The sequence below is a fragment of the Gordonia sp. NPDC003422 genome, from assembly GCF_053588675.1.
The window spans coordinates 73,404-97,645 of the sequence record NZ_JBSFQL010000009.1; the positions used below are offsets into that span (position 1 = coordinate 73,404).

Consider the following 24,242-nt stretch of genomic DNA (forward strand, 5'->3'; position numbering starts at 1 on the left):
GCTTGTGTTGACGATGTTTTGTTTGTGCACTTTGGTTCTGTTGTTACCAATGTGATTACTGAGAGAGTAGCGGCCGTTCCCCCATGATCGCGGTTCCGACACGCACGCATGTCGAGCCATGTGCGACGGCGACTTCGAGGTCGCCCGACATTCCCGCCGACAGCACTCGCGCGTCGGGGAATCGCGCAGTGAAGTCGTGCTGGATTCGCGCGAGCTCGGACATCCAGCGGTCCGCGTCGCCGGCAAGTGGTGCGATCGCCATCAGTCCCCGCAGGTCGAGCGCTTCCTGCTCGGCAACGCGTTCGGCGACTGCCGACAAGTCGCCTTCTACCAGGCCACCTCGGTGCGGGTCCCCGTCGAGGCTGACCTGCAGCAGCACGCCCAGCGGCGCGTCGCGATCGCCATCGTCGAGTGCCGTCGCCGCGGCATCGGCGAGACGGTCGACCAGCCTCGTTCGATCCACCGATTGAACCTGCCGGGCCCAGCGCGCGACACCGCCCGCTTTCTTGGTCTGCACCGACCCGATCATGTCGAAGGTCGGCGGCGGTGTCGCCGACTCGGCCCGCACCTCGGCGATCTTGCGACCCGCCTCCGGCTCGCGGGACTCACCGAACGTGCGGACGCCGAGTTCGATGAGTCGCTCCACGTCCGACGCCGGGAAGAACTTTGTCACCACAAGCAGTTCCACCGATCCCGGTGTGCGTCCGGCGGAGTCGACGGCGGTCGCCAATCGCTCCTGCACAAGCTTCAGTCGCTCGGCCAACTCGGTGCTTCGCGCGTCCGGACTCGGCCCGTCCCCGGCGTGATCGTCGCTCTCAGGCATCGCCGTCTCCGGACTCGGCGTCACCCGCAACCGGCTCCAGGTCGGGGTCCATCCAGATCACCGACGCCAACCGTCCGGTGGGGGCGCCGCGTCGATGGCTGAACAGCGTGGGGTCGGAGATCGTGCACCGCGGGTCCACCGCGACCGCACCCACCCCGGCGTGCAGGAGTTGCCTGCGCAGACCCGCCCGCAAGTCCAGACCCGGTGTGCCTCTTGTGGTTCGGGAGGCACTGCCGGGCAGGTGCTTGTCCACATCCTGTTGCATCTCGGCCGGCACTTCGTACCGTTCGCCACTGGCCGCAGGCCCCAGGAACGCGCCGATCCGCTCGACCTGCGCGCCGAGTTCGACCATGGCACGCAAGGTGGCCGGGATGATCCCGATGCGGGCACCGACGCGGCCCGCGTGCACTCCCGCGATCACGCCGGCCTCGTCGTCGCTGAGCAGAACCGGAACGCAATCGGCACTCAACACGGCCAGCGCAAGACCGGGCGTGGTGGTGACCAACGCGTCGGTCGCGGGCACCGGCGCGGTGACCGGGGCGTCGACAACCGTCACCGTGCGGCTGTGGATCTGTTCCATCCAGACCACCGACCCCGGTGCCACCCCTATCTGTTCTGCCAGCCGAATCCGGTTGGCCGCCACGGACTTCGGATCGTCACCAACATGGTCGCCCAGATTGAACGAATCGTAGGGCGCCGCGGAGACGCCGCCGGCCCGGGTGGTGACCACACGACGCACCCGCATCGTGCCTCAGCGCTTCATGAAGGACGGCACGTCGACGTCATCGTCGTCGAGCCGTACGCTGTTGCGCCGCGGCGCTTCCTGCTCGCGGCCCGAGAACGGGTCGCCGCCACCGGCGGGCATGTCACCGAACAGCGGGTCGTTCTTGCGGGCGGTCGTGACCGCACCCGCCTGACCCTGGCCCACCGCGGTGTGGCCGGTGGCCGCCGCGGGAACCTCGGTGCGCTTGCGCGGCGCACCGCCGTCGAAACCGGCCGCGATCACGGTGACGCGCACCTCGTCGCCGAGGTTGTCGTCGATCACCGTGCCGAAGATGATGTTCGCGTCCTCGTGCGCCGCCTCCTGCACCTGCGTGGCGGCATTGTGGATCTCGAAGAGGCCGAGGTCGCTACCGCCGGCGATCGAGATGAGAACGCCACGTGCGCCTTCCATCGACGCCTCGAGCAGCGGCGAGTTGATGGCCGACTCGGCGGCCTTCTTGGCGCGATCCTCACCGCGCGAGGAGCCGATGCCCATCAGTGCGCTGCCCGCGTCGCTCATCACGCCCTTGACGTCGGCGAAGTCGACGTTGATCAGGCCCGGCGTGGTGATCAGGTCGGTGATGCCCTGGACGCCGTTGAGGAGGACCTCGTCGGCGCTGCGGAAGGCGTCCATCAGGCTCACCTGGGCGTCACCGAGCTGCAGGAGCCGGTCATTGGGGATGACGATCAAGGTGTCGCAGGATTCGCGTAGCGCAGTGATGCCGTTCTCGGCCTGATTGCCGCGGCGCTTGCCCTCGAAGGCGAACGGCCGGGTCACCACACCAACAGTGAGCGCTCCGAGCTTGCGCGCGATCTGGGCCACCACCGGTGCGCCGCCGGTGCCGGTGCCGCCGCCCTCGCCCGCGGTGACGAAGACCATGTCGGCGCCCTTGAGGAGCTCCTCGATCTCGTCGCGGGCATCCTCGGCGGCGCGGCGTCCGACCTCGGGGTCGGCGCCGGCGCCCAGGCCGCGGGTGGAGTCGCGTCCGACGTCGAGCTTGACGTCGGCATCGCTCATCAACAGCGCCTGCGCGTCGGTGTTGATCGCGATGAACTCCACCCCCTTGAGGCCCTGCTCGATCATGCGGTTGACGGCGTTGACGCCGCCGCCGCCGATGCCGACGACCTTGATCACGGCCAGGTAGTTGTGCGGTGGCGTCATGCGCTCGCCTTCCTTGTTTTCGATCATCGAACTGTCTCGGTCGTGCGGTTGTCTTCACCTACCGTCGAAACCCTAAACCTGAACCATAGATTTAGAGTTATGTCAAGTAGTTCTGTGTTGGTCGCAACGCTAGGCATCGACGGCCCGGGTAGCCAGGTTCATCGTCGGCGTGTCGTGAAGTCGGCCGCAGAAATCTCCGCGCAGCGGCGACGCGGATCACTTGTAGGCGGGGTACTCCGGGCTCGACACGTTGTACATCGACGCCTTGCGCGTCAGCAGATCTCCGAGTGTGCGCGCCTTCTCGTCCCCGTGGTCGCTGTCCCCCCACACCACCGTGCGCTTGCCGGTGAGCGTGAACTCGATCGCGACAGGCGATGTCGCGGTCACCCGGATCACCTGCCGCAGCAACGGTTCCGGCAGGCCGGCAACCGCCGCAAGAGTCGCCTTGGTGGTCGGATCGGTCGGGCCGGGATTGGAAGTGACGAGTTCCGGAAGCTTGAGGACCTCCGGCGGAACACCTTCTCGCCGATCGTAGTTCAGGTAGGAGACCCCGGTCCGATCGAGCACGTGCACCTTGGTGTGGTCGTTGATGATGACCCTCGGCGTGCGTTCGGTGACCGTGATCAGCAACGACGACGGGTACGAGCGCTGGACCCGGACCGATTCGACCGATGGGATCGCGGCGATCCGCTGGGCGACGGCCCGGGTGTCGACCTGCAGGAGCGGAGTGCCGTCGGACACCTGGGCCACCCGCAGGATCTCGTCGGTGGGCACCACCTTGTTGTCCTGCACGTCGGTACTGCGCACCGACATCAGGGGCGTGAGATAGGCGATGAGGACCAGGCCCACCACGACCGCCACCACCATCGTGGCGGCGTAGAGCCGGCGCAACCGAGGAGACCGTGCGGCCATCATGAGACGCGTCCCGGTCGGCTGCCGGTATCCGGAATCGTGTCGGTATCCGAGTCTCCCAGGGCCGCAAGGATCTCCGGCCCCTGCATGGTGATGTCACCCGCGCCGAGCGTGAGGACCACGTCGCCGGGCCGGGCGATGTCGGCGACCTGCGCCGCGAGTCGGGACAGATCCGGCGCGAAGACCGCGGGAACATGCAGGCGGTCGGTGATGATACGACCGCTGACCCCCGGGATCGGCTGCTCACGCGCGCCATAGACATCGGCCACCACCGCGGCGTCGGCGAGGTCGAGGGCGGCGGCGAAATCGTCGGCGAAGTCGACGGTCCGCGAATACAGGTGGGGCTGGAACACGGCGATCACCCGTCCCTTGCCGCCTTCGTTCGCCGGCCGCGACGCGATCATGTCGCGCGCGGCGGTGAGTACGGCCGCGACCTCCGTCGGATGGTGGGCGTAGTCGTCGATCACGTCCACCCCACCGCGATGGCCACGGAACTCGAAACGCCGGTGGACGCCGCCGAAGGCACCGATCCCGCGGACCGTCTGGTCGAGATCGGCACCGAGCCGGACGCACCCGACGACCGCGCCGATCCCGTTGAGCGACATGTGCTTCCCCGGAAGCGTCAGCGTGAGCGTGTGTTCGGACGGCTGTGCGACGAGCGGCTCGGTGAACCGCACCCGCGCCTGCCCGCCGATCCCGCGCGCCTGCCAGGACAGCAGTTCCGCGGCGTGGACCACGCCTGGCGCGCTCGACGCGAACTCGCCTGCGCCGTAACCGAGGACGGCGACGCCACGCTCGTGCAACCGGCTCGCCACCCGTCCACCGAGGGCGGCAGCACCCGGATCGTCGAGGCAGACGACCAGGGTGCCACCGTCGGCGACCCGGTCGGCGAAGTCGTCGAACACCGCCACGTAGCGTTCGATGGTGCCGAAGAAGTCGAGATGGTCGACGTCGATGTTGGTCACCACCACCACGTCGGGCGTGTACTCGAGCAGCGATCCGTCACTCTCGTCGGCCTCCGCGACGAAGAGTCCGTCGCTGCCGTGGTGGGCGTTGGTCCCCGACTCGTTGAGTTCGCCGCCGATGGCGAAGGATGGGTCGTGTCCGCCGCGCTGCAGCGCGACCACCGACATCGACGTCGTCGACGTCTTGCCGTGGGTGCCGGCGATCAGCAGAGTGCGGTGGCCGGCCATGAGCTCGGCGAGGACGTGGGGACGCAAGAGGATCGGGATCCCGCGTGAGCGGGCTGCCACGAGTTCGGGATTCGTCTTCGGGATCGCCGCGTACGTGGTGACGACGACCGACGGGCCGCCGGGCAGCTGGTCGAGGGCCGAGGGGTCGTGGCCCACCTGAATCCGCGCGCCACGAGTCCGCAGTTCGAGGATGGCGCGGCTGTTCTTGGCGTCGGACCCCGACACCTGGCCTCCGCGCGCCAACAGGATGCGGGCGAGCCCGGACATCCCGGCCCCGCCGATCCCGACCATGTGCACGCGTTGGAGCTGTTCGGGCAACGATCCGACCACACCGGTCACCGGTCCGTTCGTCACGTCGTCACCTCCCACCTCTCCTCATCCGCCCACCAGCGGACTCACCCTGCGCCTGCCTGTCAGGAGCACCAATCTCAATTGTCACCGTCGATCGCTGGAACCGTGTGAGCGAAACGCCCCCAGGAGCCGGGTGCGGTGCTCGCCGGCACGGAATTGTGCCGCCAGCTCGAGCGCTGCGGACGCGACCGCAGACGCTGCGTCACGATGCCCGGTGCCGGCGGCCGCAACCGACATCGCGGCCAGTCGGTCGTCGTCAGACAGCAGTGCGGGGATCTCGCGGGACACCCAGTCGGGCGACACGTCGTCGTTGTCGACCAGGATGCCTCCCCCGGCCTGGACCACCGGCAGCGCATTCAGTCGTTGTTCGCCGTTGCCGTGCGGCAATGGCACGTAGACGGCCGGCAGTCCGGTCGCCGACACCTCGGCGACGGTCATCGCACCCGAACGGCACATGACCAGGTCCGCGGCCGCGTAGGCGAGGTCCATCCGTTTGAGGTATCCGACCGCGCGGTAGGGCGGGGCGCCGTCGGGCACCGTCGGATGAATCGAGTTCTTGGGGCCGTAGGCGTGCAGGACTCCGATGCCCGCATTGCCCAGGACGGGTGCCGCACCTGCGACGGCGTCGTTGAGCCGCTGGGCTCCCTGCGAGCCACCGAAGACCAGCAGTGTCGGCGCGTCGTCGTCGAGTCCGAAGTAGTGCCGTGCCTTGGCGCGCAGTTCGGCCCTGTCGAGTTCGGCGAGCACACCCCGGACCGGAATCCCGACGACCTGTGCGTCGGGCAGGCCAGACCCGTCGACCGCAGCCATCACGCGGTCGGCGAATCGTGCACCGACCTTGTTGGCGATCCCGGCGCTCGCGTTGGCTTCGTGGATGACGATCGGAATCCGACTGCGCCCCCGGAAATGTGTCTGTGCGGCGAGGTAGGCGGGCAGCGCCACGTATCCGCCGAAGCCGATGACGACGTCGGCGGATACGGCCGCCAGAACCTTGCGCGTCGCCGTGACCGAGCGCAGCAACCGGCCGGGCGTACGGGCCAGTTCCAGGCCGGGCTTACGCGGCAGGGGCACTGGCGGGATCAGCTCGAGGTCGTAGCCGCGCTCGGGTACCAGCGTCTGCTCGAGACCCTTCGTGGTCCCGAGGGCGGTGATGCGGGCGGTGGGATCGAGGAGCCGTACGGCGTCGGCGACCGCGAGCGCGGGTTCGATGTGACCGGCCGTTCCCCCGCCCGCGACGACCACCGACAGCGGCCTCGGCGACCCTGCCTGTGCTATATCACTATGTCCTGCAGCCGAATTCACTCGCGCTTCCATCCGTCTCTATCGAGTCCGTGCGCTCGGACGATACGTCGCGCCCGATCCCCCGAACCGCCCGGCACCTGCCCCATCCGGCCGCGCTGCGCGACGCGCAGCGGCACCCGGATTGCCGGAGCCCCGCGCACTCCCCGAACGAGGCGGCACCCAGCGCGCCGAGGCCGCGGTGGCGTAGCGCGTGCCGTGGCCGGAATGCCCGTTACGGTAGTCGACCCGTCCGCGATTCGTCGCGGCCGGTTGTCGCCGACCGCGCGCGGGCTCGGGGTCGGCACCCCGGCGCCACGGTGGCGTGAATCCACGACGAGGTTCGGCCTGCTGGTCTGCGCCTCGGCGCGCCCGGTTCGGCGGTGGTGGCTGGCCCCGGCGGCGGCCGCGGCCGGCGGGCGGCGGCGGGGTCCGCCGTCGACCCAGCATGCCGCCACGGCCGGCCGATGGTGGTTTGTGACCGCGTCGCTGGTCCATCCGGTCCCGCAGCGTCTCGGCCCGGGTCTTGCGGTAGGCCACCGGGGTCGGCAACCGCAGTAGTCGCGACACCCGGGACGGTCGTCCGGTGGTGAGGGCGGCCACGGCTTCCGGTTCGTGTCGGGCCGCGTTCGCGAGCAGACCGAGCATCGCCAGCACCGTCAGCGTCGAGGTGCCGCCCGCCGACAGCAGCGGCAGCTGGATGCCGGTGACCGGCAGCAGACCGATCACATAACCGATGTTGATCAGCGCCTGCGCGATGATCAACACGGTGATGGTCGCCGCCATCAGCCGCAGGAACGGGTCGGTGGATCGATGAGCGATGCGGAAGCCGACGTAGGCGAGCACGACGAACAAGAACACCACCAGCAGTCCGCCGAGCAAGCCCAGTTCCTCGCCGATGATGGCGAAGATGAAGTCGTTGTGCGCGTTCGGCAGGTAGTTCCACTTCGCCCGGCTCTGCCCCAGTCCGACGCCGAACACGCCGCCGTTGGCCAAGGCGTAGGTCGCCTGCCGTTCCTGGTAGCCCGCGCCCTGCGGGTCGTCGATGTTGTTCAGGAAGCTCATGACGCGCTGCGACCGATAACCCTCGACAAGGGCCAGCATGACCGCGATGCCGATCGCGGAGACGGCGAAGGTGAGAAACACCTTGACCGGCAGCCCGGCGAACCACAGCAGCGCCCCGATGATGATCGCGATGGTGATCGTGGTGCTGAGGTTGGGTTCGAGAATGATCAGCAGACAGATCAGCATGCCCACCGGGACGAGTGGGACGAGCAACTCACGCAGTGACGCATTCTCCTGGCGACGCGAGGCGAGCAGATGCGCACCCCACACGCAGAGTGCCACCTTGACCAGCTCCGACGGCTGCACCGACAACCCGTAGACGACGAACCATCGTCGGGCACCCTGACTGAGCGTGCCGAGTCCGGGGACCAGTACCAGCGCCAGCAAGATGGTGGTCACGATCATCAGCGGCGCGGCGGCTCGGCGCAGGAACCGAACCGGGACACGAAGCGTCACGTAGAAGACGAAGAATCCCAGGAACGCGAAGATCACCTGGGTGGAGAACAGGCCGTAGGCCGAGCCGTCCTTCGAATAGCCCTCGACCGATGACGCCGAGAGCACCATCACCAGGCCGAAGGCGGTCAGCAGAAAGCCCAGCGTCAGGATCAGGTGGTACGACGCGAGCGGTCGCGCGAGCAGGCTGCGCACCGCCTCGGCGACGGTTGCCGGCAGCGACGCGGTGGTCGCGGCCGCAGACTTCGCCACCTCGACCTTCGCCACCTCGACTTTCGCGGCGCGACTCGTGCCGCGCGAGCTCTTCTCGACCCCGACGACAGCTTGTGCGGCGTCGTCGTTTACAGCGTCGTCGGAAGCGCCCTGGGTCTCGCCGTTGTCGTCTGCCGGCTCGGAGGTGCCGCGACCACGGGTGTCTGCCTTCACCCGCGACGTCATCGACGCGACGCCTCGACGTCGGCGATGCGTCGGGCGGCCGCCGCGAAGGCGTCGCCACGGCGTCCGTAGCCGGCGAACATGTCCAGGGATGCGGCGGCGGGTGCCAGCAGGATCGCATCCGGCGTCGTGTCGGCGGTCACCGCGAGCTGCCACGCCTCGGCGACGGCACGCTCCATCACGGCGATGGCCGGGTCGGCCGGTGGCTGGGCGACAAGGTGCTCCGACGACGCTTCAAGGACGGCCGAATCCGCTCGATGGACGTTCACCCCGCCATCGTCCCCTGTGAATACTGTGACGTTTGGGACTTCTGGGGCGTGTCGCGCGATCGCGTCGGCGATGATGTCCCGATCGCGGCCGATCGACACCACTCCGGCCAACCGATCTCGGACGGCCTCGATCATCTCGACCACCGACGCACCCTTGAGCAGCCCGCCCGCGATCAAGACGACGCGAGCGTAGGCCGCGACCGCCGCCTGCGCGGCGTGCGGATTGGTGGCCTTGGAGTCGTCGACGAAGCGGATCCCCCGGCTCTGCGCGACCACCTCCCCGCGATGGGCGGCAGGCCGAAAAGCGCTGAGCCCGTCGACGACGGCCCGGGCGTCGATGCCCGCCGCGAGGGCGAGGGCCGCGGCCGCCAGGGCGTCGGAGACACCCGATGGGCCCGGGGGGTGAATCGCGTCGACCGCGACCAAGGCCCCCGCGCCGAACGCGCGGTCGTGGAGGTGCCCGTCGGCGACACCGATTTCGCCGGCATTGGGCGTCGACAAGGTGAAACCGACCCGGCGTCGGCCGGTGGGCAATGACGCCGCCACCGCGTCGTCAAGTCCCACCACCGCGACGTCACCGGTCAGCGCACCCGCCTTGGCCGTCGCGTAGGCCTCGAAGGAGCCGTGCCAGTCGAGATGATCCTCGGCGACATTGAGCACCACCCCCGCCTCGGGATGAACCGACGGCGCCCAATGCAGTTGGAAGGACGACAGTTCGACGCAGAGAACCGCCACGCGCGGACTCATCCGCATCGCATCCAGGACCGGCAGGCCGATGTTGCCGCACGCGAGACCCACCCGCCCGGATGCCTCGACGATGTCGGCGAGCATCGACGTGGTGGTCGTCTTTCCGTTGGTCCCGGTCACGACGAGCCACGTTCGGGGTTCGCCGAGTGCGCCCGCGCGGTCGAGGCGCCAGGCGAGTTCCACTTCGCCCCACACCGGGACCGAGGCCGATGCGGCGGCCCGGACCAGTGGATGGTCGGGCGCGAAGCCCGGCGAGACGACCACCAGTTCGGTGCGCACGGCCCAATCCGGGTCGTCGAGCAGCTCGCCGGCGGCGACCAGCACGGCACCACGGCCGAACAGATCTTCGGCGCCGTTCACCACCGAGCGCGCCGCGGCCTGCTGCTCGGGCGACGCGGTGGCCGAAGCGAATCGGGTATCAGCGACAGTGACCTGCGCCCCCACGTCGACCAGGTAGCGCGCCGCCGACATCCCGGCCGTACCGGCGCCGGCGACCAGAACCGCACGACCCGCCAGGTCTCCTGCCCCGGTGGGCCGCTCAGCCATTGGCGGTGAGGAATTCGCCGTAGAACAGCGACAGCCCGAGGGCGCATGCGATCGCGGTGAGCAGCCAGAACCGGATGATCACCGTGGTCTCGGCCCAGCCACCCAGTTCGAAGTGATGGTGGAACGGCGCCATGCGGAACACACGACGCCCCGTGGTGCGGAAGAACGCGATCTGGATCACCACCGACATGATCTCCGCGACGAACAGCGCACCGATGACGACGGCGAGCAGTTCCGTACGCGAGCAGATCGACAGGCCGGCCAGCATGCCGCCGAGCGCGAGGGAACCGGTGTCGCCCATGAAGATCTTGGCGGGCGCCGCGTTCCACCACAGGAAGCCCATACACGCCCCGCCGCCGGCGATCGCGATGAGCGCCAGGTCCAGCGGGTCACGCACCGGATAACAGGCGCTGGAGATCTCGGTCGTCGGCTTGGCGCCGCCGCGGCACGCGTTGACGAACTGGAAAAACGTCACCAGCACGTAGGAGCCGAGCACCATGGCCATCGACCCGGCAGCCAGGCCGTCGAGCCCGTCGGTGAAGTTGACTGCATTCGACCACGCGGCGACCACCAGCCAGCAGAACACCACGAACGCGACCGATCCCATCGAGATGGCGTTGATGTCGCGCACGTACGACAGGTTGATGCTCGCGGGTGTGTAGTCGTACTCGTTGTGGAACTGCAGGACGAGCACGCCGAACAGGATCGCGGCCCCGAACTGGCCGATCGACTTCGCAGTCTTGTTGAGACCGAGGTTGCGGTGCTTGCGGATCTTGATGATGTCGTCGAGGAACCCCACACCGCCGAGCACGGTCGCCAGGCCGAGGACCAGCAGACCCGACGCGGTGGGACCGTTTCCGCCGTCGATGAACAGGCCGGCCAGATGCGAACCGAAGTAGCCCGCCCAGAGCGCGGCGATGATCGCCACGCCGCCCATCGACGGCGTGCCACGTTTGGTCTGGTGGCTCTGGGGGCCTTCGACGCGGATCTCCTGGCCGAATCCCTGGCGCGAGAACACCTTGATGAGCACCGGGGTGAGCAGAATCGAGACCGCCACGGCGATCGCACCCGCGATGAGGATCTGTGTCACTGTGCTGGTCCCGTCCTCACGTCGCGTCCTGTGTCTCGTTTGGTGGTGGCCCGTCCGGTGGTGCCCCGTCCGCAGGGGCGCGATCGCGAACCGGCAGTGCCAAATCGGTGGCGAGTTCGTCGAGCAGAGCGGCGATCTCCGATGTGGCAGCGGCAACGAGTATCACGTCTGGAGCCGTGGGTCGCCAATCCGGCTGCTCACGGACGAGGTCGCGTGCGGCCGTGGCCGTGTCGACGATCCGCACCTCGTCGCCCCACGAGCCTTCCATAACCGCACCCTGATGCAACGCGCGCACCGACCGGGAGTCGCCGATACACAAGGTCTTGTCGACCGCGAGGCGGACCGCGAGCCGACCTACGCGGTCGTGTTCGACGACGCGTTCGTTCTCGCTGAGGCCGTCGGGCACCTCGAGCTCACCCAACCACGCCCAGGTGCGTCCGCGTCGAACACCGTCGGCGTCGCGGGTCTGCTCGCCCGCGTCGGCCAGCGTTCGCAGGAGTTCGCGGACTTCACGCGCCGACGCAGGTGTTTCCGCCCTGATCACGACGAGTTCGTCGGGCGCACTGCCGGCGCCGGACCGGATGGAACCACTCACCGGCGACCGCCGTCCGCTACAAGTTCGTCGAGGACGGAGGCAACGACGTCCCGGTCGTCGAAGGGGTGCTTCACACCGTTGATCTCCTGACCGGCCTCGTGTCCCTTGCCCGCGATCAGAACCGTGTCACCGGGTGCCGCCCACCGCAGCGCGGTGGCGATCGCCTCCGACCGTCCCCCGACTTCGCAGATCTCCTCGGCGCCGGCGGGACGCTCGTCGGCGCCGACACCGCGTGCACCGGCGAGCACCTCGGCGCGGATCGACGCCGGATCCTCGGTCCGCGGGTTGTCGTCGGTGATCACCACGAACTCGGCGCCGCGCGCCGCGGCCGCTCCCATCAGGGGACGCTTGGCGGTATCGCGATCACCGCCGGCACCGATCACGATCGCCACCCGGCCCGACCGCTGGCCGCGCAACGTGGCCAGCACCGCCTCGACCGCACCCGGCTTGTGGGCGTAGTCCACGAGTGCGAGGAAGTTCTGCCCCCTGTCGATGCGCTGCAATCGGCCCGGCACGGCGACGTCCGCGATCGCCTCGACCGCTGTACCGGCGTCGACACCCGCGCCAACAGCGATCGCCACGGCCAGCAGTCCGTTGGCGACGTTGTAGCGACCGGGCAGCGGGACCACGAGGTCGAACGCGCCCTCCGGCCCGGTGACTGGTGTGCGCGACGAGCCGTCGTCGGCGGTCGTCGACTCGCCCGCCTGCCATTGGGCCGGCACCGGTCCGGTCGACACCGTCACCGGCAGTGCGCGAGCACCACCGGGGGCCGGGCGCGCGAGTTCGGCCATGCGGCGTCCCCACTCGTCGTCGACGCAGACGATCGAGCGCACCGCATGCACCGGCGACGACGGGACGAACAGCTGCGCTTTCACCTCGAAGTAGGCGGCCATGGACGGATGGAAGTCGAGGTGGTCCTGGGAGAGATTGGTGAACGCGCCAACAGCGAAGTGCGCGCCGTCGACCCGGCCGAGCGCCAGCGCGTGGCTCGACGCCTCCATCACCACCGCGTCGACTCCACGTTCGAGCATGGTCGCCAGCAGCGCCTGCAATGTGGGTGCTTCCGGCGTGGTCAGCGAACTCGGCTGGGCCACCCCGTCGATGCGGGTCTCGACCGTTCCGATCAGGCCCACCGACGCACCCGAGGCCAGCAACGCCGCCTCCACCATGTAGGAGGTGGTCGTCTTGCCCGACGTGCCGGTGATCCCGATGAGCTTGAGCCGCCGCGACGGATTGCCGTAGATCCGTGCCGACACCCCGCCGAGCACCGAGCGCGGGTTCGGATGCACGAGCACCACCACCGACGATTCCGGCGGCAACACCCGAGACAGCTCGGCGCGGCCCGCGGCGTCGGTCAGGACCGCGGTGGCACCCGCCGCCACGGCGTCACCCGCGAAACGCGCGCCGTGGGTGGTACTACCCGGCAGCGCGGCGAACAGATCACCGGCTTGTGCATCCTGCGCGCGCAGCGTCACGCCGGTGACGGTGGTGTCGGCGTCGGCGGCCCCGATCAGGTCGAGACGCGCGCCGGTCGAGGTCGACAGGACCGACACAGCTGTCGGCGTGACCGACGTGGGACGCAACGCGCCCGGCCCACGCCGGTCCGCCTTCGACGCACCGCGCGGGTGACGACGACCAGACGCCATGGCGTACCCGCCTCCTCACTCCGGTCCCGGAACGAACTCACGATACCGGCTCACCCGGTGACGACGGTGCGGCGGTCCGAGCCCTGGCCCGCACCTCGCGACATGCCAGTTGGTCAGCCCGCGGTCAGCACCAGCCGCGGCGTCGGGCGTGGCGAGAGCGGCACGCGGTCGCGCTGCAACATCCACGAGGCGATGGAACTGAACAGCGGCGCGGCGGACTGTCCGCCGGAGCCGTCCGAGCTGCGACGCGGGTTGTCGAGCATGATGCCGACGACGTAGCGAGGATTGTCCGCGGGAGCGATACCGGCGAAGGTGATGTTGTAGCGCGAGTTCGAATAGCACCCGCATGACGGGTCCACCTGCTGGGCGGTGCCGGTCTTGCCCGAGACCTGGTAGCCGGGAACCGCGGCCTTGGCACCGGTGCCGTTCTGCACTCCCATCGGGTCATCCTGGATGACCGCCCGGAACATGTCGCGCACCGTCCGAGCCGTCTGCGGGCTGACGACCCGGACGGGATTCGGCCGGATCGCGGAACGGCTGTCACTGTCGTTGTCGGGCAGCATAATTCGCGGCGGTATCCGTAGTCCGTCGTTCGCAATCGCCTGATACATCGCCGTCATCTGCAGCAGCGTCATCGAAAGACCCTGTCCGATGGGAAGGTTGGCGAACGAACCGCCGGACCACTGACTGAGCGCGGGCACCTCGCCGGCACTCTCGGCCGGCAGGCCGACACCGGTCCGCTGCCCGAGGCCGAAGCGGTTCACCATGTCCGCGAAGCGTTCTTCGCCCACCCGGCGAGCCAGCATCAGCGTGCCGACGTTCGACGATTTCCCGAAGATACCGGTCGTCGTATACGGCTCCACCCCGTGCGACCACGCGTCGTTCACGGTGACACCGGCCATCCGAATACTGCCGGGAACACGGTGTACCGCACCGGGTGTCGTGACGCCGTACTCGATGGCCGCGGACGCTGTGATGAGTTTGTTGACCGAGCCCGGCTCGAACGGTGATGTCACCGAAGGATTTCCGAGGTCGGCCCGTGGCTGCTCGGACAATGGGCGGGAGGCGTTGAAGGTGCCGTCATTCGCCATCGCGAGCACCTCGCCGGTGCGTGCATCGAGAACCACCGCCGACGCACTGCGGGCCCCCGACGCCACCTTGGCGCGCGCCACCGCCGTCTGCACAAACCATTGGGCGTCGGCGTCGATGGTGAGTCGGACGGTGTCACCGTTGATCGCCGGGTGTACGTTGCGGGTGCTGCCCGGGATGATCGCGCCGTCCGAGCCGCGGTCGTAGGTCTTGGATCCGTTGGTGCCGGCGAGCAGTGCGTCGAGGGAGGCCTCCAGACCGATCAAGCCGTTGCCGTCGTAGTTGACGTCGCCGACGATGTTGGCGGCCAGCGCGCCGCCGGGATAGAGCCGGATGCTCTGCGGATCGGCGCCCACCTCGGGATAGTCGGAGATGATGCGGGATGCCACGTCGGGGCTCACCGATCTCGCCAGATAGACGAACGTCTCGTTACTCGTCACCTTGGCGAGGATGTCCTGCTCGCTGATCGACCCGCCGAGCGCGACCGACACTCCGCGCGCGATCTCCCGCAACCGCGTGTTCGCATCGGGGAGGGCGGGATTGTCCTGGCGCTCGGCATCGATCGACTTGCGAACGGCGCGAGGCAGAAACGTCAATGCACGGGCCTCGTCGGTATAGGCCAGCGGGCGACCGTTGCGGTCGAGGATCGATCCGCGTTTGGCGGTGAGGATCTGGGTGAACTCGCGCTGTTGAGCCGCCTCGGCCGCGATCGACGGGGCATCGATGGTGTGCACCACCACCATGCGGACCGCGACGGCGATCACCGCGATCACCACCAGCACACCGGCGGCACGTGCACGGAAGAAGAAGCTCTGGGGACCGCGCGTGGCACCGCCGGATGGCGAGGCCCCGGTGAGCTTCTCCCTCATCGGCCGTCGAGGCCCACCACGGCCGGCCTTGGCGGTCCGACGATCGGAAGTCGCACGTGTCATGGGGTCAATTGTCCACCGGATCAACGGCATTCCCGAGAATTTGCGGTCGGCGGGTTGCGATTGACATGGACGCAGTTCTGACCGGAAGCGTGTTCACGAGCGATCAGCGAGCCGCACCGGTCGGTGCCACGGGCGCCGTGCTCGGCACCACCGAACTCGCGGCGGGTGCGGTGGGTACGGCCGAAGATGGTGCACCGGAGGGTGTTTGGGTGTTCGACGGCGTGGTCGGCGCGGCCGGCGTCGTCGCAGCCCCCGGGGCTCCCGACGACGGCCCGCCGAGTCCGATCGAATCGTCCACCTGCCTGGGATCGATGGTGGCGGTCGGTTCAGGGGTGGTTCTCGGGTTGAGCGGGGCCATCGGCGTGCCGGTGGCCGGTGACGGCGTACCCACGATCCGCGGCCGCCGGTTGGGTTCGACGATCATTCGCGCCGGATTCTGCGCCGGCACCATGCCCAATTGTGCTGCCTTGTAAGCTAATTCCGGAGCAGAGTCACCCGACTCGTAGTCCCGCTTGAGCGCGTCGACCTGATCGGTCAGCGCCTGGTTCTGCTTGCGCTGTACACCGAGCTCGTAGGAATCCTGGGCGGCTTTGGTGGACAACCACAGACTCAGACCCAGACCGACCACGAGGATCGCGATCACCGGGACCACAAAGGGGATGTGGCGCACCCGTTCTCGCAACGACGTCCGCTGCGACGGCTCGGTCCGCGGGGCGGTCCGTGCGCGCGGTCGGTCCGCGTCGGTGTCGACCCGCCGACGTCGACGATCGAGCGCCCGTTGCGCAGCCGCCGAACGGGTCGGCCGATCCGATTCGACGCGGCGCCGGCGCTGTTCGCGGCGTGCGCGTTGCGCAGCGGTCGCATCGTCGGGCGCGTCCTGCAAGATGGTCATACTTTACGCCTCCCCTGGCCTGGGCCGTCGGACCCGATTCGCTCGATCACCCGCACCCGAACCGGGGCCGACCGTGGGTTGACCTCGAGTTCGTGCTCGTCGGGACGCTCGGCGCCGCGGGTGACCAGGCGAAACCGCGGCGCAGTGCCGGGCAGTTCCACCGGGAGTCCCCGCGGGGACGTCGAGGTGGTGCGAGTCGCGAACTCGCGCTTGATGATTCGATCTTCCAATGATTGGTAGCTCATCACCGCCACACGGCCGCCCACACGCAGCGCGGACAGCGCCACCGGCAGTACGTCGCGGATCGCGTCGAGTTCGTGATTGACCTCGATGCGCAGCGCCTGAAAGGTGCGTTTCGCGGGATGGCCGCCGGTCCGTCGCGTGGCAGCCGGGATCGTGTCATACAGCAGTTCGACGAGTCTGGCGCTGGTGGTGAACGGCTCCCGGGCGCGCTCGCGGAGAACAGCAGACGCGATCCGTCCCGCGAATCGTTCTTCACCGTAGTCCGAGAGCACGCGGGCGAGGTCCCCGTGCGAGTAGGTGTTGAGCACGTCGGCCGCGGTCAGACCGTCGGTGGTGTTCATGCGCATGTCGAGCGGCGCGTCGGCGGCGTAGGCAAAGCCGCGGTCGGCCTGGTCGAGTTGCATCGACGACACTCCGAGGTCGAAGAGCGCCGCGTCGATGTCGGATACCTCCGCGTCGTCGAGCACCTCTGCCAGGCTGTCGAATCGCGCCTGGTGCAACGAGATCCGGTCGGCCATGTCGGCCAGGCGCCGGCCGGCGATGGCCAACGCCTGTGCGTCGCGGTCGATCCCGATCAACCGGGCCTCGGGGAAGCGGCGCAGGATCAGCTCGCTGTGACCGCCGGCGCCCAGTGTGGCGTCGACGAAGATTCGTGGACCTGGGTCCTCGAGCGCTGGAGCGAGCAGGTCGGCCATCCGGTTCGCCATCACCGGGACGTGGCCATGGCGACCGGTGTCGTCGGAGTCGGCGTGTTCGTCCACGGATGCACCCCTCGGATTCGGCAGTCGGACGGGAGGCGTTGCGGAGGTGGCACTTCGGGTGAGTCGGGGTCCCGACCCGGTCACGCACCTGGCGTTGGGGAAGTACGCCAGGGTCGGACCGGGCCGGGGCCTCGTACCACCCGAAGCCCTGTTCATCTGTCCGCCCATCATCTCGGCTACAAGACCGCGTTCAACGCGGCCGAGTTCGCGGCCGAGAAGTTCTCCTCGTGCTGGCTCTGGTAGTCACGCCATGCGACGGCATCCCAGATCTCCAGGTGATCGAAACTGCCGAACACCACACATTCCTTGGTCAGTCCCGCGTACGCCCGATGGTCGGCGGACAACGGGATCCGCCCCTGCCCGTCGGGCCGCTGCTCCTCCGAACTGGCGAAGAAGTAGCGCTGGTAGGCGCGGGCTTCCGGATCGTTGCGGGACGCCTCGACGATCTTCTCCGCCATCGCGTCGAACTCTTCGGTTCGATACACCGACAGGCTGTGGTCTTGGCCCTTTGTGACCATCACCCCTCCTGCCAGCGCGTCGCGAAACTTGGCGGGCAACGTGAGTCGCCCTTTGTCGTCCAGCTTGGGCGTGAATGTGCCGACAAATCGCACTGCCATGTCGGTACCTCCCGCCCACCGGGTTCGGCATTTCCGGTCTGCCTCACCCGGTGCTGCCACAGTACCCCACTTTCCACCACTTTCCACCCCCTCGTGGCCCTGTGTGGGCAAAAGCCATCAAAGGACCAGCTCAGAGGCTAGAAATTGGGTGGGGGAAATTTTGTGGCAACGGCGATTCACGATGCTCTTTGGGCATATCAGAGTGACAGATTGCGTCGTCCGGGTCACATGTGACGTGCTCCGACGCAATGGTGGGGCACAGTGGGGAGTCCAGGTGGGGCGCAGTGGGGAGCCCGGGTGGGGCACGGCGGGGAGTCGCGCGGACAAAAGTAGGGGAAGAAACTCGTCCCCTACCCTTGGTGTCCTCCCCCAGAAAATTCTCGCGGAGGACTACGAACCCCGGGTAGGAAGTTCTTCCCCTAGATTTTGCGGCAGGACGCCGACGCATTTCCCCAGGTCGCAGCGCCGCTCACCGAACTCTTCGGATCGGGACGGGATGGACCACCGGAAAGCGCGAGAGCCGCGCACCTCGGTGCGCGGCTCTGGCGGTACGTACGTAAAGTGTCAGCGAACGTGTCAGCCGACGTGTGGCGTGCTCAGATCACTCCTGCTCGAAACGGCGATTGAAGCGTTCTTCCATCCGCTCGGACAGCTTGCGCTTCTGCGCGCCCGCCCCTCCGGACTGCTTCTTGCCGCCCCGACGCGATCGGTCGCCGCCGGCCGCGTCGGAACCCCCGCCCCAGAGCGCGAAGAGCCCAGCGGCAAACATGACGAGGAACCCGATGAGACTCACGATCGGGAAGCCGCCGATGTCGATACCCACGACGAGCCCACCGACCAGCAGGACGAGCCCGACGACAAAGATCGCCACGGCCTGCAGCCGCCTGCGGCCGCTCGCCTTTCCGAGGCGCCGACGCTTCACACTGGACGCAAACTTGGGGTCTTCCGCGTACAGAGCGTTTTCGATCTGTTCGAGCATGCGCTGCTCGTGCTCCGAAAGTGGCACCGACCCTCCTTCTCCCAACTGGCCGCGTAACGCCGACTACGACGTCACCCTCGGGCGCATTTTCATGCGAATGCGCCTGTTCTGATCCCATGATACGAGGTGAATGCACCTCCGACCACCATTACCTGCCGTTCTGCGTCGATCTGTCGTCAACGGCGTCGCGGTGAGCGGCTCACGTCACGCCGTACGGCCCATCGAATCGTTCCCCTGACTCACCCGGCCCTGCTCATAAGCGATGACGTGAGCCTCGACGTGCTGCAGGAATCCGGTGACCGCCACGCGCATCGCGGCAACGTAGCGCGGGTCGATCGTTCGAACGATCCCTGACTCGATGCGCATGCGGGTGGCCGACAGCGACGCGAAGACCTGCACCTCGCGGGCCAGCTCAGGAACCACGACGACCGTGCGCGACCACGCGTCGGTGGCCCCACGCCGCGGACGTCCGGGCAGTTCGTGGACGGCGAGCGCTGCGCCCGCCGCACGTAGCGCGGCCAGGTAGTACTGGCGGAATCGCTCGGGGTCGTCGGGGACACCGTCCGCGTTGCCGAACAGGATGTGCGCACGGTCCAGCAGATCTCGTGCGCGGCCCACCACGATCGGGTCTGCAGCCACCCGGCCCGCGGCAGGCACCGACCGGCGTCGGGCCTGCGATCGGCGATCGCGCATGATTCCTCCAGACTCCAGGAGCGTCTCGGACGCTCCGGCGGCAGGCGCTTCCCTCGCCCACCGCCGAAGCGACGCGTCGTCGGGGTGCGCGCGAACAGCTTGCGGAGGCACATCCATCGAACACCCGTTCGACACGTTCAATATAGCTAGCTCTGCTCCATCCTTCAAGACGGGTGTGACAAGTTCCCCCACCCCGACCATCCCGAGAGAAAGGTCAGCGAGGCGTTGACGATCCGGCTGGTCACCCTGACCGGGCAGGATGCCCGACTGTGGCTCGAACCCGCCCTCGACATCTACGTGACCGCGATGGGATACCCGCGCGGCACGGAGGTGCACCGGGCAGCGCTGTGGCGCGAGCACATCGGGCGGCCCGGATGGCGTGCGCTGGGAGCGGTGACCACGGTGTCGCCGCACGAGGCCCACACCCTGCCCGGCTCACGCCGCCGGGTGCAGCCGCCGGTGGGGCTCGGGGAGAACGACGTCCTCGTCGGCATCGCCTACGGCTACACCGGCGCGCCCGACCAGTGGTGGAATCAGCAACTCCGCCTCGGGTTACGCCAACGTGGGCATCCAGCCGAGGTCGTCGAAGGGATTGCGGCCGACTATTTCGAACTCACCGAACTGCACGTGCACCCGAGCGCCCAGGGTCGCGGAATCGGACAGTGGCTGCTGGGCCGGCTGCTGACCGAACGGCCCGAGAGTCACGTCCTGCTGTCCACTCCGGAGATCCCCGAGGAACGCAATCGCGCGTGGTCGCTGTACCGGCGAATGGGATTCACCGACGTCCTGCGAAACTTCACGTTCACCGGCGATCCGCGCCCCTTCGCATTCCTCGGCCGTCGGCTTCCGGTCGACCTCGGGCCGGCAGCCGGACCGCAACCGTGAGCACCCAAACGTGCGGTGGGGCCGGCATCGCCGACGCCATCGTCATCGGATCGGGCCACAACGGTCTGGTCGCGGCGGCATACCTGGCGCAGGCCGGCCGCGACGTCGTCGTCGTGGAGCGCGACACGGTCCCGGGTGGTGCCACGTCGACGGTGGAACGCTTCCCCGGCTACCGGGTCGATCGCGGCTCCTCGGCACATCTGATGATCCGGCACTCCCCCATCCTCGACGAACTCCGTCTGCCCGAGGCGGGTCTGCAGTACTTGGACTGCGATCCGTGGGCATTTGTCCCCGCCACCGACTCGGCGCCGCCCATCGTGTTCCGCACCGACCTCGACGCCACCTGCGCATCGATCGAAAAGGCTTGCGGCCCAGCCGACGCCGACGCATATCGACGCTTCGTGGCAACCTGGGGACCGCGTGCCGAGGCCGTGATGCGCACCTTCTACCGGCCGGCCACGCCGGGACGATTCGCGGGCGCGTTCGTCGGACTCGGTGACACTGCGTCGACGGCACGCACCGGAATCGCCGGTCGCCGCGCCGGGCAGATGATGGCGCTCTCGCAAGAACTGATGGGCTCGGGCGACTCGCTCCTCGACCGCTGGTTCTCCTCCGAACACCTCAAGGCGGGGCTGGCCTGGTTCGGTGCGCAGTCCGGACCACCGATGAGCGCACCGGGCACCGCACCGATGGTCGGGTTTGCGGCACTCATGCACCGGATACCACCCGGACGCGCCGTCGGGGGCAGCGGCGCACTCGCACAGGCGCTGATCGCGCGCATCACCGGCGACGGCGGCGCGGTTGCGGTCGGCACCCCGGCCGAATCGATCACTCGCTGCTCCGACCATTGGCGCGTCGAGTTCGACGGATCGCCACCCCGCTGTACCCATCAGGTGATCGCCGCCTGCCACGTGCTCACCACCCTCGACTTGCTGACCGCGGGTGGCTTCGATGCCGACACTGCGCGGCGGTGGCGGTCGTCGGTGGTCGTCGGCAACGGCATCGGGATGGCGGTTCGGGTGGGCACCACGGCACTGCCGGACTATCCCGGGCTGCCATCGGGGCTGCCTGCACACAGCGTGCACTCCGGCCTGGGTCTGCTCGTCACCGATCGCGCCCACCTCGTGCGTGCCCAGGCCGCGGCGGCGGTCGGCGAGCTACCCGAGCGTCCGGCCTGCGTCGCCATGAGTTACTCCGCGATCGACCCGACCCTCGCTCCACCCGGACGACACCTGCTGACGCTCTGGGCTCAGTGGCATCCGTACCGACTTGCGGGCGAGCGCTCGTGGGCGCAGTTGGGCGAGGTCGCAGCCGATGCCGTCTGCGGCGAACTCGACCGGCACGCACCGGGATTCACCGACACCATCGAGCACCTCCACGTGCAGACACCGGCTGATCTGGAAACCGAACTCGGACTCACCGGCGGCAACATCATGCACGTGGAGATGTCGATCGACCAGATGTTCATGTGGCGACCGCACCCCGACCTGGCACACCACCGCGTGCCCGGCGCGGACGGCGTCCTCCTCGCGGGCGCCTCGACACATCCCGGCGGCGGCGTCACCGGCGCCAGTGGTCGAATCGCCGCCACGCTGGCCCTCGGCGCGCGCACACGCAGACGTCGCGGTGGCGCGCGACGCGGCAACGGTCTGGCACGATGAGCACCGTGACCTCCCCAATCGACGCGCCACGACGCCGGCTCCCGATGCTCGCAGCGGTCCTGCTCCTGCTGGTCGCCGCCCCGCTGATGTCGGGTTGCCTGGAACGGTCGACCACCGTCGGTGACCGCTATTCGGGCACGATCGTCGTCGCGACCTCGCCGGACAATCCGCATGGCGCACCCAAGCTGGACCTCCCCGAGTCGATGGCCTCGCTGGTCTCGGTCACCGAGTACCGCGCCACACCCACTCCGTCGACAACGCCGGGCGGCCCCGGGCCGAGCGGGTCGACGTCGACCACCACCACCCCGCGCACCCCGGGCAACGCCGACGACGATCGCGCGACACACGTGGGTACCCGGGCCACCTTCTCCGGCCTCACCTCCGGCCAGCTGAGCCAGCTCGGCGACATCGTCGCGGACTCTTTCGGGGACACATCGGTCACCATGGATCTCACCGCGAAACGCAGCGGTGAGGTGGTCCGGTTCCGCGGTTCCACCGACCTCACCGATCTGGCACCTCAGCGCGACTACGTGCAGTTGACACTGACCTTCGCCGGACCGATCACCGCGACCAACGGCGATCAGACCGGTGAGTCGTCGGTGACGTGGACACCCGAGCCGGGCAAACCGTCGGACTTCAGCGCCGACGCCACCTACCCGGACCCGGCGACGGCCGCGGTGAGCAGCTGGTCGTGGTTCCTGGCGGCCATCTGCCTGATCGTGGTCGCGGTGATCGTCGCGATCGCCTACTCGTCGCGCCATCGCGGTCCCCGGCCCGGCCGACCCGTCCGGGCAAAGACCCCATCGACCGCCAAATCCGACGCCAAGTCAAAGCCAGATGCCAAGTCTGCTTCCGACCGGGCCACGCAGGACGCGTCGAAATCCTGACGAATCCTTCCGCCGGCTGAGGCGCTCGAGGCGCTAGCCGAGAGCCTCGAAGCCCTGGTGAGAGGACATTGTTGTCTCAACAGCGCCCTTCGAGGCTCGCAAGCTCGCACCTCAGGGAGCGGTGAAGGCTCGCTTCGCGGGTCCTGAGCAGCGAGCTTGACGAAGGGCGCACCTCAGGGAGCGGTGAAGGGCTCGGCCCGCACGAACTCAGGCAGCGGCGGTCAGCTGCTCAGGGCCGGGGCGCCGAGAACCTCGCGGACGTCGGCGCCGAGGCGCTCGAGCACCTCGCTGGTCGCCTTTGCGAAATTCAGGCTGCAGAAGTGCAGGCATGGTGCGCCCTCGGCGATGAGCCGCTCGGCCATCTCGGTGGCGAGGTCGATACCGACCGCCCGCACTGCCGCACGATCTTCCTCCGGACCGTCGCCGGCCGCGGCACTCAGCCGGGCGTCGACCGCCGGCGGCAACACCGAACCCGAGAGCTGGACCATCCGGCGGACGCTGGCGAGGGAGGTGATCGGCATCAGACCGGGGATCAGGGGCTTGGCGGCCTGCTCGGCGTCGGCGGCGTGCACGCGATCACGCAACCGCAGATAGTGATCGACGTCGAAGAACATCTGACTGATCGAGTACTCGGCGCCCGCACGCAGCTTGCGCACCAGGTTCTGGGTGTCGTGGTCGAGATCGGGCGCCCGGTGATGACCCTCCGGGAACGACGCGACGCCGACGTGGAAGTCGCCGAGGCGCTCGATCAGCCGCACGAGTTCCTCCGCATACTGCACGCCCTCGGGATGTGCGACCCACTCGCCGAGCGGATCGCCGGGCGGGTCGCCACGCAACGCGAGGATGTTGGTGATGCCCTGGTCGGCGTAGGCGCCGACGAGCGCGCGCAGCTCGGCGACGCTGTGATTGACCGCCGTCAGGTGAGCGACCGGCAGCAGCGTCGTCTCGGCGGCGAGTTCGCCCGCGATGCGGACCGTGCGGTCCCGAGTGGAACCGCCGGCTCCATAGGTCATCGACACAAAGGCAGGTCCCAAACGCTCGAAGATGCGCACGGCGCGCCACAGCCGGGCCTCCCCCTCGGCATCCCGCGGCGGCATGAACTCGACCGAGAACGGGATCGGGCCACGATGTGGCGTAGCCAGGCTCTCGACGATCGACGGCGCGCGGCCGGATCGGGTCTGACCTGGACGGCCGGTAGCGGATGGAGTCACCCAACCATGATACGGACGCTGCCCGACCATCTGCGATCGCGGTCACCCCCCTGCGCCGCCGCCCT

The 24,242-nt window shown here is 68.7% G+C and carries 21 protein-coding genes; 3 read left to right on the forward strand and 18 right to left on the reverse strand.

Going from position 1 to position 24,242, the window contains the following annotated elements:
- Positions 1 to 55 precede the first annotated feature (55 nt).
- From ACWDTF_RS09855 to ACWDTF_RS09935, 17 genes are all read right to left on the reverse strand, one after another.
- Positions 56 to 823 (reverse strand): YggS family pyridoxal phosphate-dependent enzyme, encoded by a 768-nt coding sequence (locus ACWDTF_RS09855; protein ID WP_449754330.1) that lies wholly within the window; start codon positions 821 to 823, stop codon positions 56 to 58.
- Positions 816 to 1,568 (reverse strand): peptidoglycan editing factor PgeF, encoded by a 753-nt coding sequence (gene pgeF, locus ACWDTF_RS09860; RefSeq protein WP_240856001.1) that lies wholly within the window; start codon positions 1,566 to 1,568, stop codon positions 816 to 818. The genes ACWDTF_RS09855 and pgeF overlap by 8 nt, the downstream gene beginning before the upstream one ends.
- Positions 1,569 to 1,574: 6 nt before the next feature.
- Entirely contained in the window at positions 1,575 to 2,747 is a 1,173-nt protein-coding gene (ftsZ, locus tag ACWDTF_RS09865; protein ID WP_240856002.1) for a cell division protein FtsZ, read from the reverse strand.
- A gap of 216 nt (positions 2,748 to 2,963) precedes the next feature.
- Positions 2,964 to 3,662 carry a cell division protein FtsQ/DivIB gene (locus tag ACWDTF_RS09870; protein ID WP_240856003.1) on the reverse strand — a complete coding sequence of 233 codons (699 nt, stop codon included), beginning with the start codon at positions 3,660 to 3,662 and terminating at the stop codon, positions 2,964 to 2,966.
- On the reverse strand, positions 3,659 to 5,143 hold the full coding sequence (murC, locus tag ACWDTF_RS09875; RefSeq protein WP_355274410.1) for a UDP-N-acetylmuramate--L-alanine ligase: 1,485 nt from the start codon (positions 5,141 to 5,143) through the stop codon (positions 3,659 to 3,661). Before murC ends, ACWDTF_RS09870 begins: the two co-directional genes overlap by 4 nt.
- A 144-nt stretch (positions 5,144 to 5,287) precedes the next feature.
- Positions 5,288 to 6,445: an undecaprenyldiphospho-muramoylpentapeptide beta-N-acetylglucosaminyltransferase gene (murG, locus tag ACWDTF_RS09880; RefSeq protein ID WP_374246018.1), complete on the reverse strand. Its 1,158-nt coding sequence runs from the start codon at positions 6,443 to 6,445 to the stop codon at positions 5,288 to 5,290.
- Positions 6,446 to 6,523: 78 nt separating this feature from the next.
- Positions 6,524 to 8,437 (reverse strand): putative lipid II flippase FtsW, encoded by a 1,914-nt coding sequence (ftsW, locus tag ACWDTF_RS09885; protein ID WP_433255157.1) that lies wholly within the window; start codon positions 8,435 to 8,437, stop codon positions 6,524 to 6,526.
- The gene (gene murD / locus ACWDTF_RS09890; protein ID WP_449754331.1) at positions 8,434 to 9,996 is read right to left on the reverse strand and encodes a UDP-N-acetylmuramoyl-L-alanine--D-glutamate ligase; all 1,563 of its coding nucleotides are present in this window, start codon (positions 9,994 to 9,996) and stop codon (positions 8,434 to 8,436) included. Before murD ends, ftsW begins: the two co-directional genes overlap by 4 nt.
- The gene (gene mraY / locus ACWDTF_RS09895; RefSeq protein WP_240856008.1) at positions 9,989 to 11,086 is read right to left on the reverse strand and encodes a phospho-N-acetylmuramoyl-pentapeptide-transferase; all 1,098 of its coding nucleotides are present in this window, start codon (positions 11,084 to 11,086) and stop codon (positions 9,989 to 9,991) included. Before mraY ends, murD begins: the two co-directional genes overlap by 8 nt.
- A gap of 16 nt (positions 11,087 to 11,102) precedes the next feature.
- Positions 11,103 to 11,681, reverse strand: coding sequence for a UDP-N-acetylmuramoyl-tripeptide--D-alanyl-D-alanine ligase (locus ACWDTF_RS09900; protein WP_449754332.1), 579 nt, complete (start codon positions 11,679 to 11,681; stop codon positions 11,103 to 11,105).
- Positions 11,678 to 13,327 (reverse strand): UDP-N-acetylmuramoyl-L-alanyl-D-glutamate--2,6-diaminopimelate ligase, encoded by a 1,650-nt coding sequence (locus ACWDTF_RS09905; protein ID WP_449754333.1) that lies wholly within the window; start codon positions 13,325 to 13,327, stop codon positions 11,678 to 11,680. Before ACWDTF_RS09905 ends, ACWDTF_RS09900 begins: the two co-directional genes overlap by 4 nt.
- Before the next feature lie 113 nt (positions 13,328 to 13,440).
- Positions 13,441 to 15,348 (reverse strand): peptidoglycan D,D-transpeptidase FtsI family protein, encoded by a 1,908-nt coding sequence (locus ACWDTF_RS09910; protein ID WP_374246025.1) that lies wholly within the window; start codon positions 15,346 to 15,348, stop codon positions 13,441 to 13,443.
- 103 nt (positions 15,349 to 15,451) lie between these two features.
- The gene (locus tag ACWDTF_RS09915) at positions 15,452 to 16,240 is read right to left on the reverse strand and encodes a hypothetical protein (RefSeq protein ID WP_240856011.1); all 789 of its coding nucleotides are present in this window, start codon (positions 16,238 to 16,240) and stop codon (positions 15,452 to 15,454) included.
- A complete protein-coding gene (gene rsmH / locus ACWDTF_RS09920) occupies positions 16,237 to 17,244 on the reverse strand; it encodes a 16S rRNA (cytosine(1402)-N(4))-methyltransferase RsmH (RefSeq protein ID WP_449754334.1) in 1,008 nt (335 codons plus the stop codon). Before rsmH ends, ACWDTF_RS09915 begins: the two co-directional genes overlap by 4 nt.
- Before the next feature lie 176 nt (positions 17,245 to 17,420).
- Positions 17,421 to 17,861: a division/cell wall cluster transcriptional repressor MraZ gene (gene mraZ, locus ACWDTF_RS09925; protein ID WP_240856017.1), complete on the reverse strand. Its 441-nt coding sequence runs from the start codon at positions 17,859 to 17,861 to the stop codon at positions 17,421 to 17,423.
- Positions 17,862 to 18,462: 601 nt separating this feature from the next.
- Positions 18,463 to 18,867, reverse strand: a complete 405-nt coding sequence (locus ACWDTF_RS09930) for a DUF3040 domain-containing protein (protein ID WP_240860561.1) — start codon at positions 18,865 to 18,867, stop codon at positions 18,463 to 18,465.
- Positions 18,868 to 19,044: 177 nt separating this feature from the next.
- Positions 19,045 to 19,533 carry an SAV_6107 family HEPN domain-containing protein gene (locus ACWDTF_RS09935; protein ID WP_449754335.1) on the reverse strand — a complete coding sequence of 163 codons (489 nt, stop codon included), beginning with the start codon at positions 19,531 to 19,533 and terminating at the stop codon, positions 19,045 to 19,047.
- A gap of 225 nt (positions 19,534 to 19,758) precedes the next feature.
- Between ACWDTF_RS09935 and ACWDTF_RS09940 the strand changes: the two genes are divergently transcribed.
- Genes ACWDTF_RS09940 through ACWDTF_RS09950 form a run of 3 tightly spaced genes read left to right on the forward strand, consistent with a single transcriptional unit; the run spans position 19,759 to position 22,966 of the window.
- Positions 19,759 to 20,418 carry a GNAT family N-acetyltransferase gene (locus ACWDTF_RS09940; RefSeq protein ID WP_240860559.1) on the forward strand — a complete coding sequence of 220 codons (660 nt, stop codon included), beginning with the start codon at positions 19,759 to 19,761 and terminating at the stop codon, positions 20,416 to 20,418.
- Positions 20,415 to 22,079, forward strand: a complete 1,665-nt coding sequence (locus ACWDTF_RS09945; RefSeq protein WP_449754336.1) for a phytoene desaturase family protein — start codon at positions 20,415 to 20,417, stop codon at positions 22,077 to 22,079. Before ACWDTF_RS09940 ends, ACWDTF_RS09945 begins: the two co-directional genes overlap by 4 nt.
- Complete coding sequence (locus tag ACWDTF_RS09950) at positions 22,076 to 22,966, forward strand: LppM family (lipo)protein (RefSeq protein ID WP_433255178.1); 891 nt, start codon at positions 22,076 to 22,078, stop codon at positions 22,964 to 22,966. Before ACWDTF_RS09945 ends, ACWDTF_RS09950 begins: the two co-directional genes overlap by 4 nt.
- A 221-nt stretch (positions 22,967 to 23,187) precedes the next feature.
- Here the strand turns inward: ACWDTF_RS09950 and ACWDTF_RS09955 are convergent, their stop codons facing one another.
- Positions 23,188 to 24,207 carry a methylenetetrahydrofolate reductase gene (locus ACWDTF_RS09955; RefSeq protein WP_449754337.1) on the reverse strand — a complete coding sequence of 340 codons (1,020 nt, stop codon included), beginning with the start codon at positions 24,205 to 24,207 and terminating at the stop codon, positions 23,188 to 23,190.
- Positions 24,208 to 24,242 lie beyond the last annotated feature (35 nt).

Bases quoted from the DNA above. Each gene is read 5' to 3' on its own strand.
- ACWDTF_RS09855 (WP_449754330.1), bottom strand. From the start codon at position 823: ATGCCTGAGAGCGACGATCACGCCGGGGACGGGCCGAGTCCGGACGCG.
- pgeF (WP_240856001.1), bottom strand. From the start codon at position 1,568: ATGCGGGTGCGTCGTGTGGTCACCACCCGGGCCGGCGGCGTCTCCGCG.
- ftsZ (WP_240856002.1), bottom strand. From the start codon at position 2,747: ATGACGCCACCGCACAACTACCTGGCCGTGATCAAGGTCGTCGGCATC.
- ACWDTF_RS09870 (WP_240856003.1), bottom strand. From the start codon at position 3,662: ATGATGGCCGCACGGTCTCCTCGGTTGCGCCGGCTCTACGCCGCCACG.
- murC (WP_355274410.1), bottom strand. From the start codon at position 5,143: ATGGTCGGGATCGGCGGGGCCGGGATGTCCGGGCTCGCCCGCATCCTG.
- ftsW (WP_433255157.1), bottom strand. From the start codon at position 8,437: ATGACGTCGCGGGTGAAGGCAGACACCCGTGGTCGCGGCACCTCCGAG.
- murD (WP_449754331.1), bottom strand. From the start codon at position 9,996: ATGGCTGAGCGGCCCACCGGGGCAGGAGACCTGGCGGGTCGTGCGGTT.
- ACWDTF_RS09905 (WP_449754333.1), bottom strand. From the start codon at position 13,327: ATGGCGTCTGGTCGTCGTCACCCGCGCGGTGCGTCGAAGGCGGACCGG.
- ACWDTF_RS09910 (WP_374246025.1), bottom strand. From the start codon at position 15,348: ATGACACGTGCGACTTCCGATCGTCGGACCGCCAAGGCCGGCCGTGGT.
- ACWDTF_RS09915 (WP_240856011.1), bottom strand. From the start codon at position 16,240: ATGACCATCTTGCAGGACGCGCCCGACGATGCGACCGCTGCGCAACGC.
- mraZ (WP_240856017.1), bottom strand. From the start codon at position 17,861: ATGGCAGTGCGATTTGTCGGCACATTCACGCCCAAGCTGGACGACAAA.
- ACWDTF_RS09935 (WP_449754335.1), bottom strand. From the start codon at position 19,533: ATGCGCGATCGCCGATCGCAGGCCCGACGCCGGTCGGTGCCTGCCGCG.
- ACWDTF_RS09950 (WP_433255178.1), top strand. From the start codon at position 22,076: ATGAGCACCGTGACCTCCCCAATCGACGCGCCACGACGCCGGCTCCCG.
- ACWDTF_RS09955 (WP_449754337.1), bottom strand. From the start codon at position 24,207: ATGGTCGGGCAGCGTCCGTATCATGGTTGGGTGACTCCATCCGCTACC.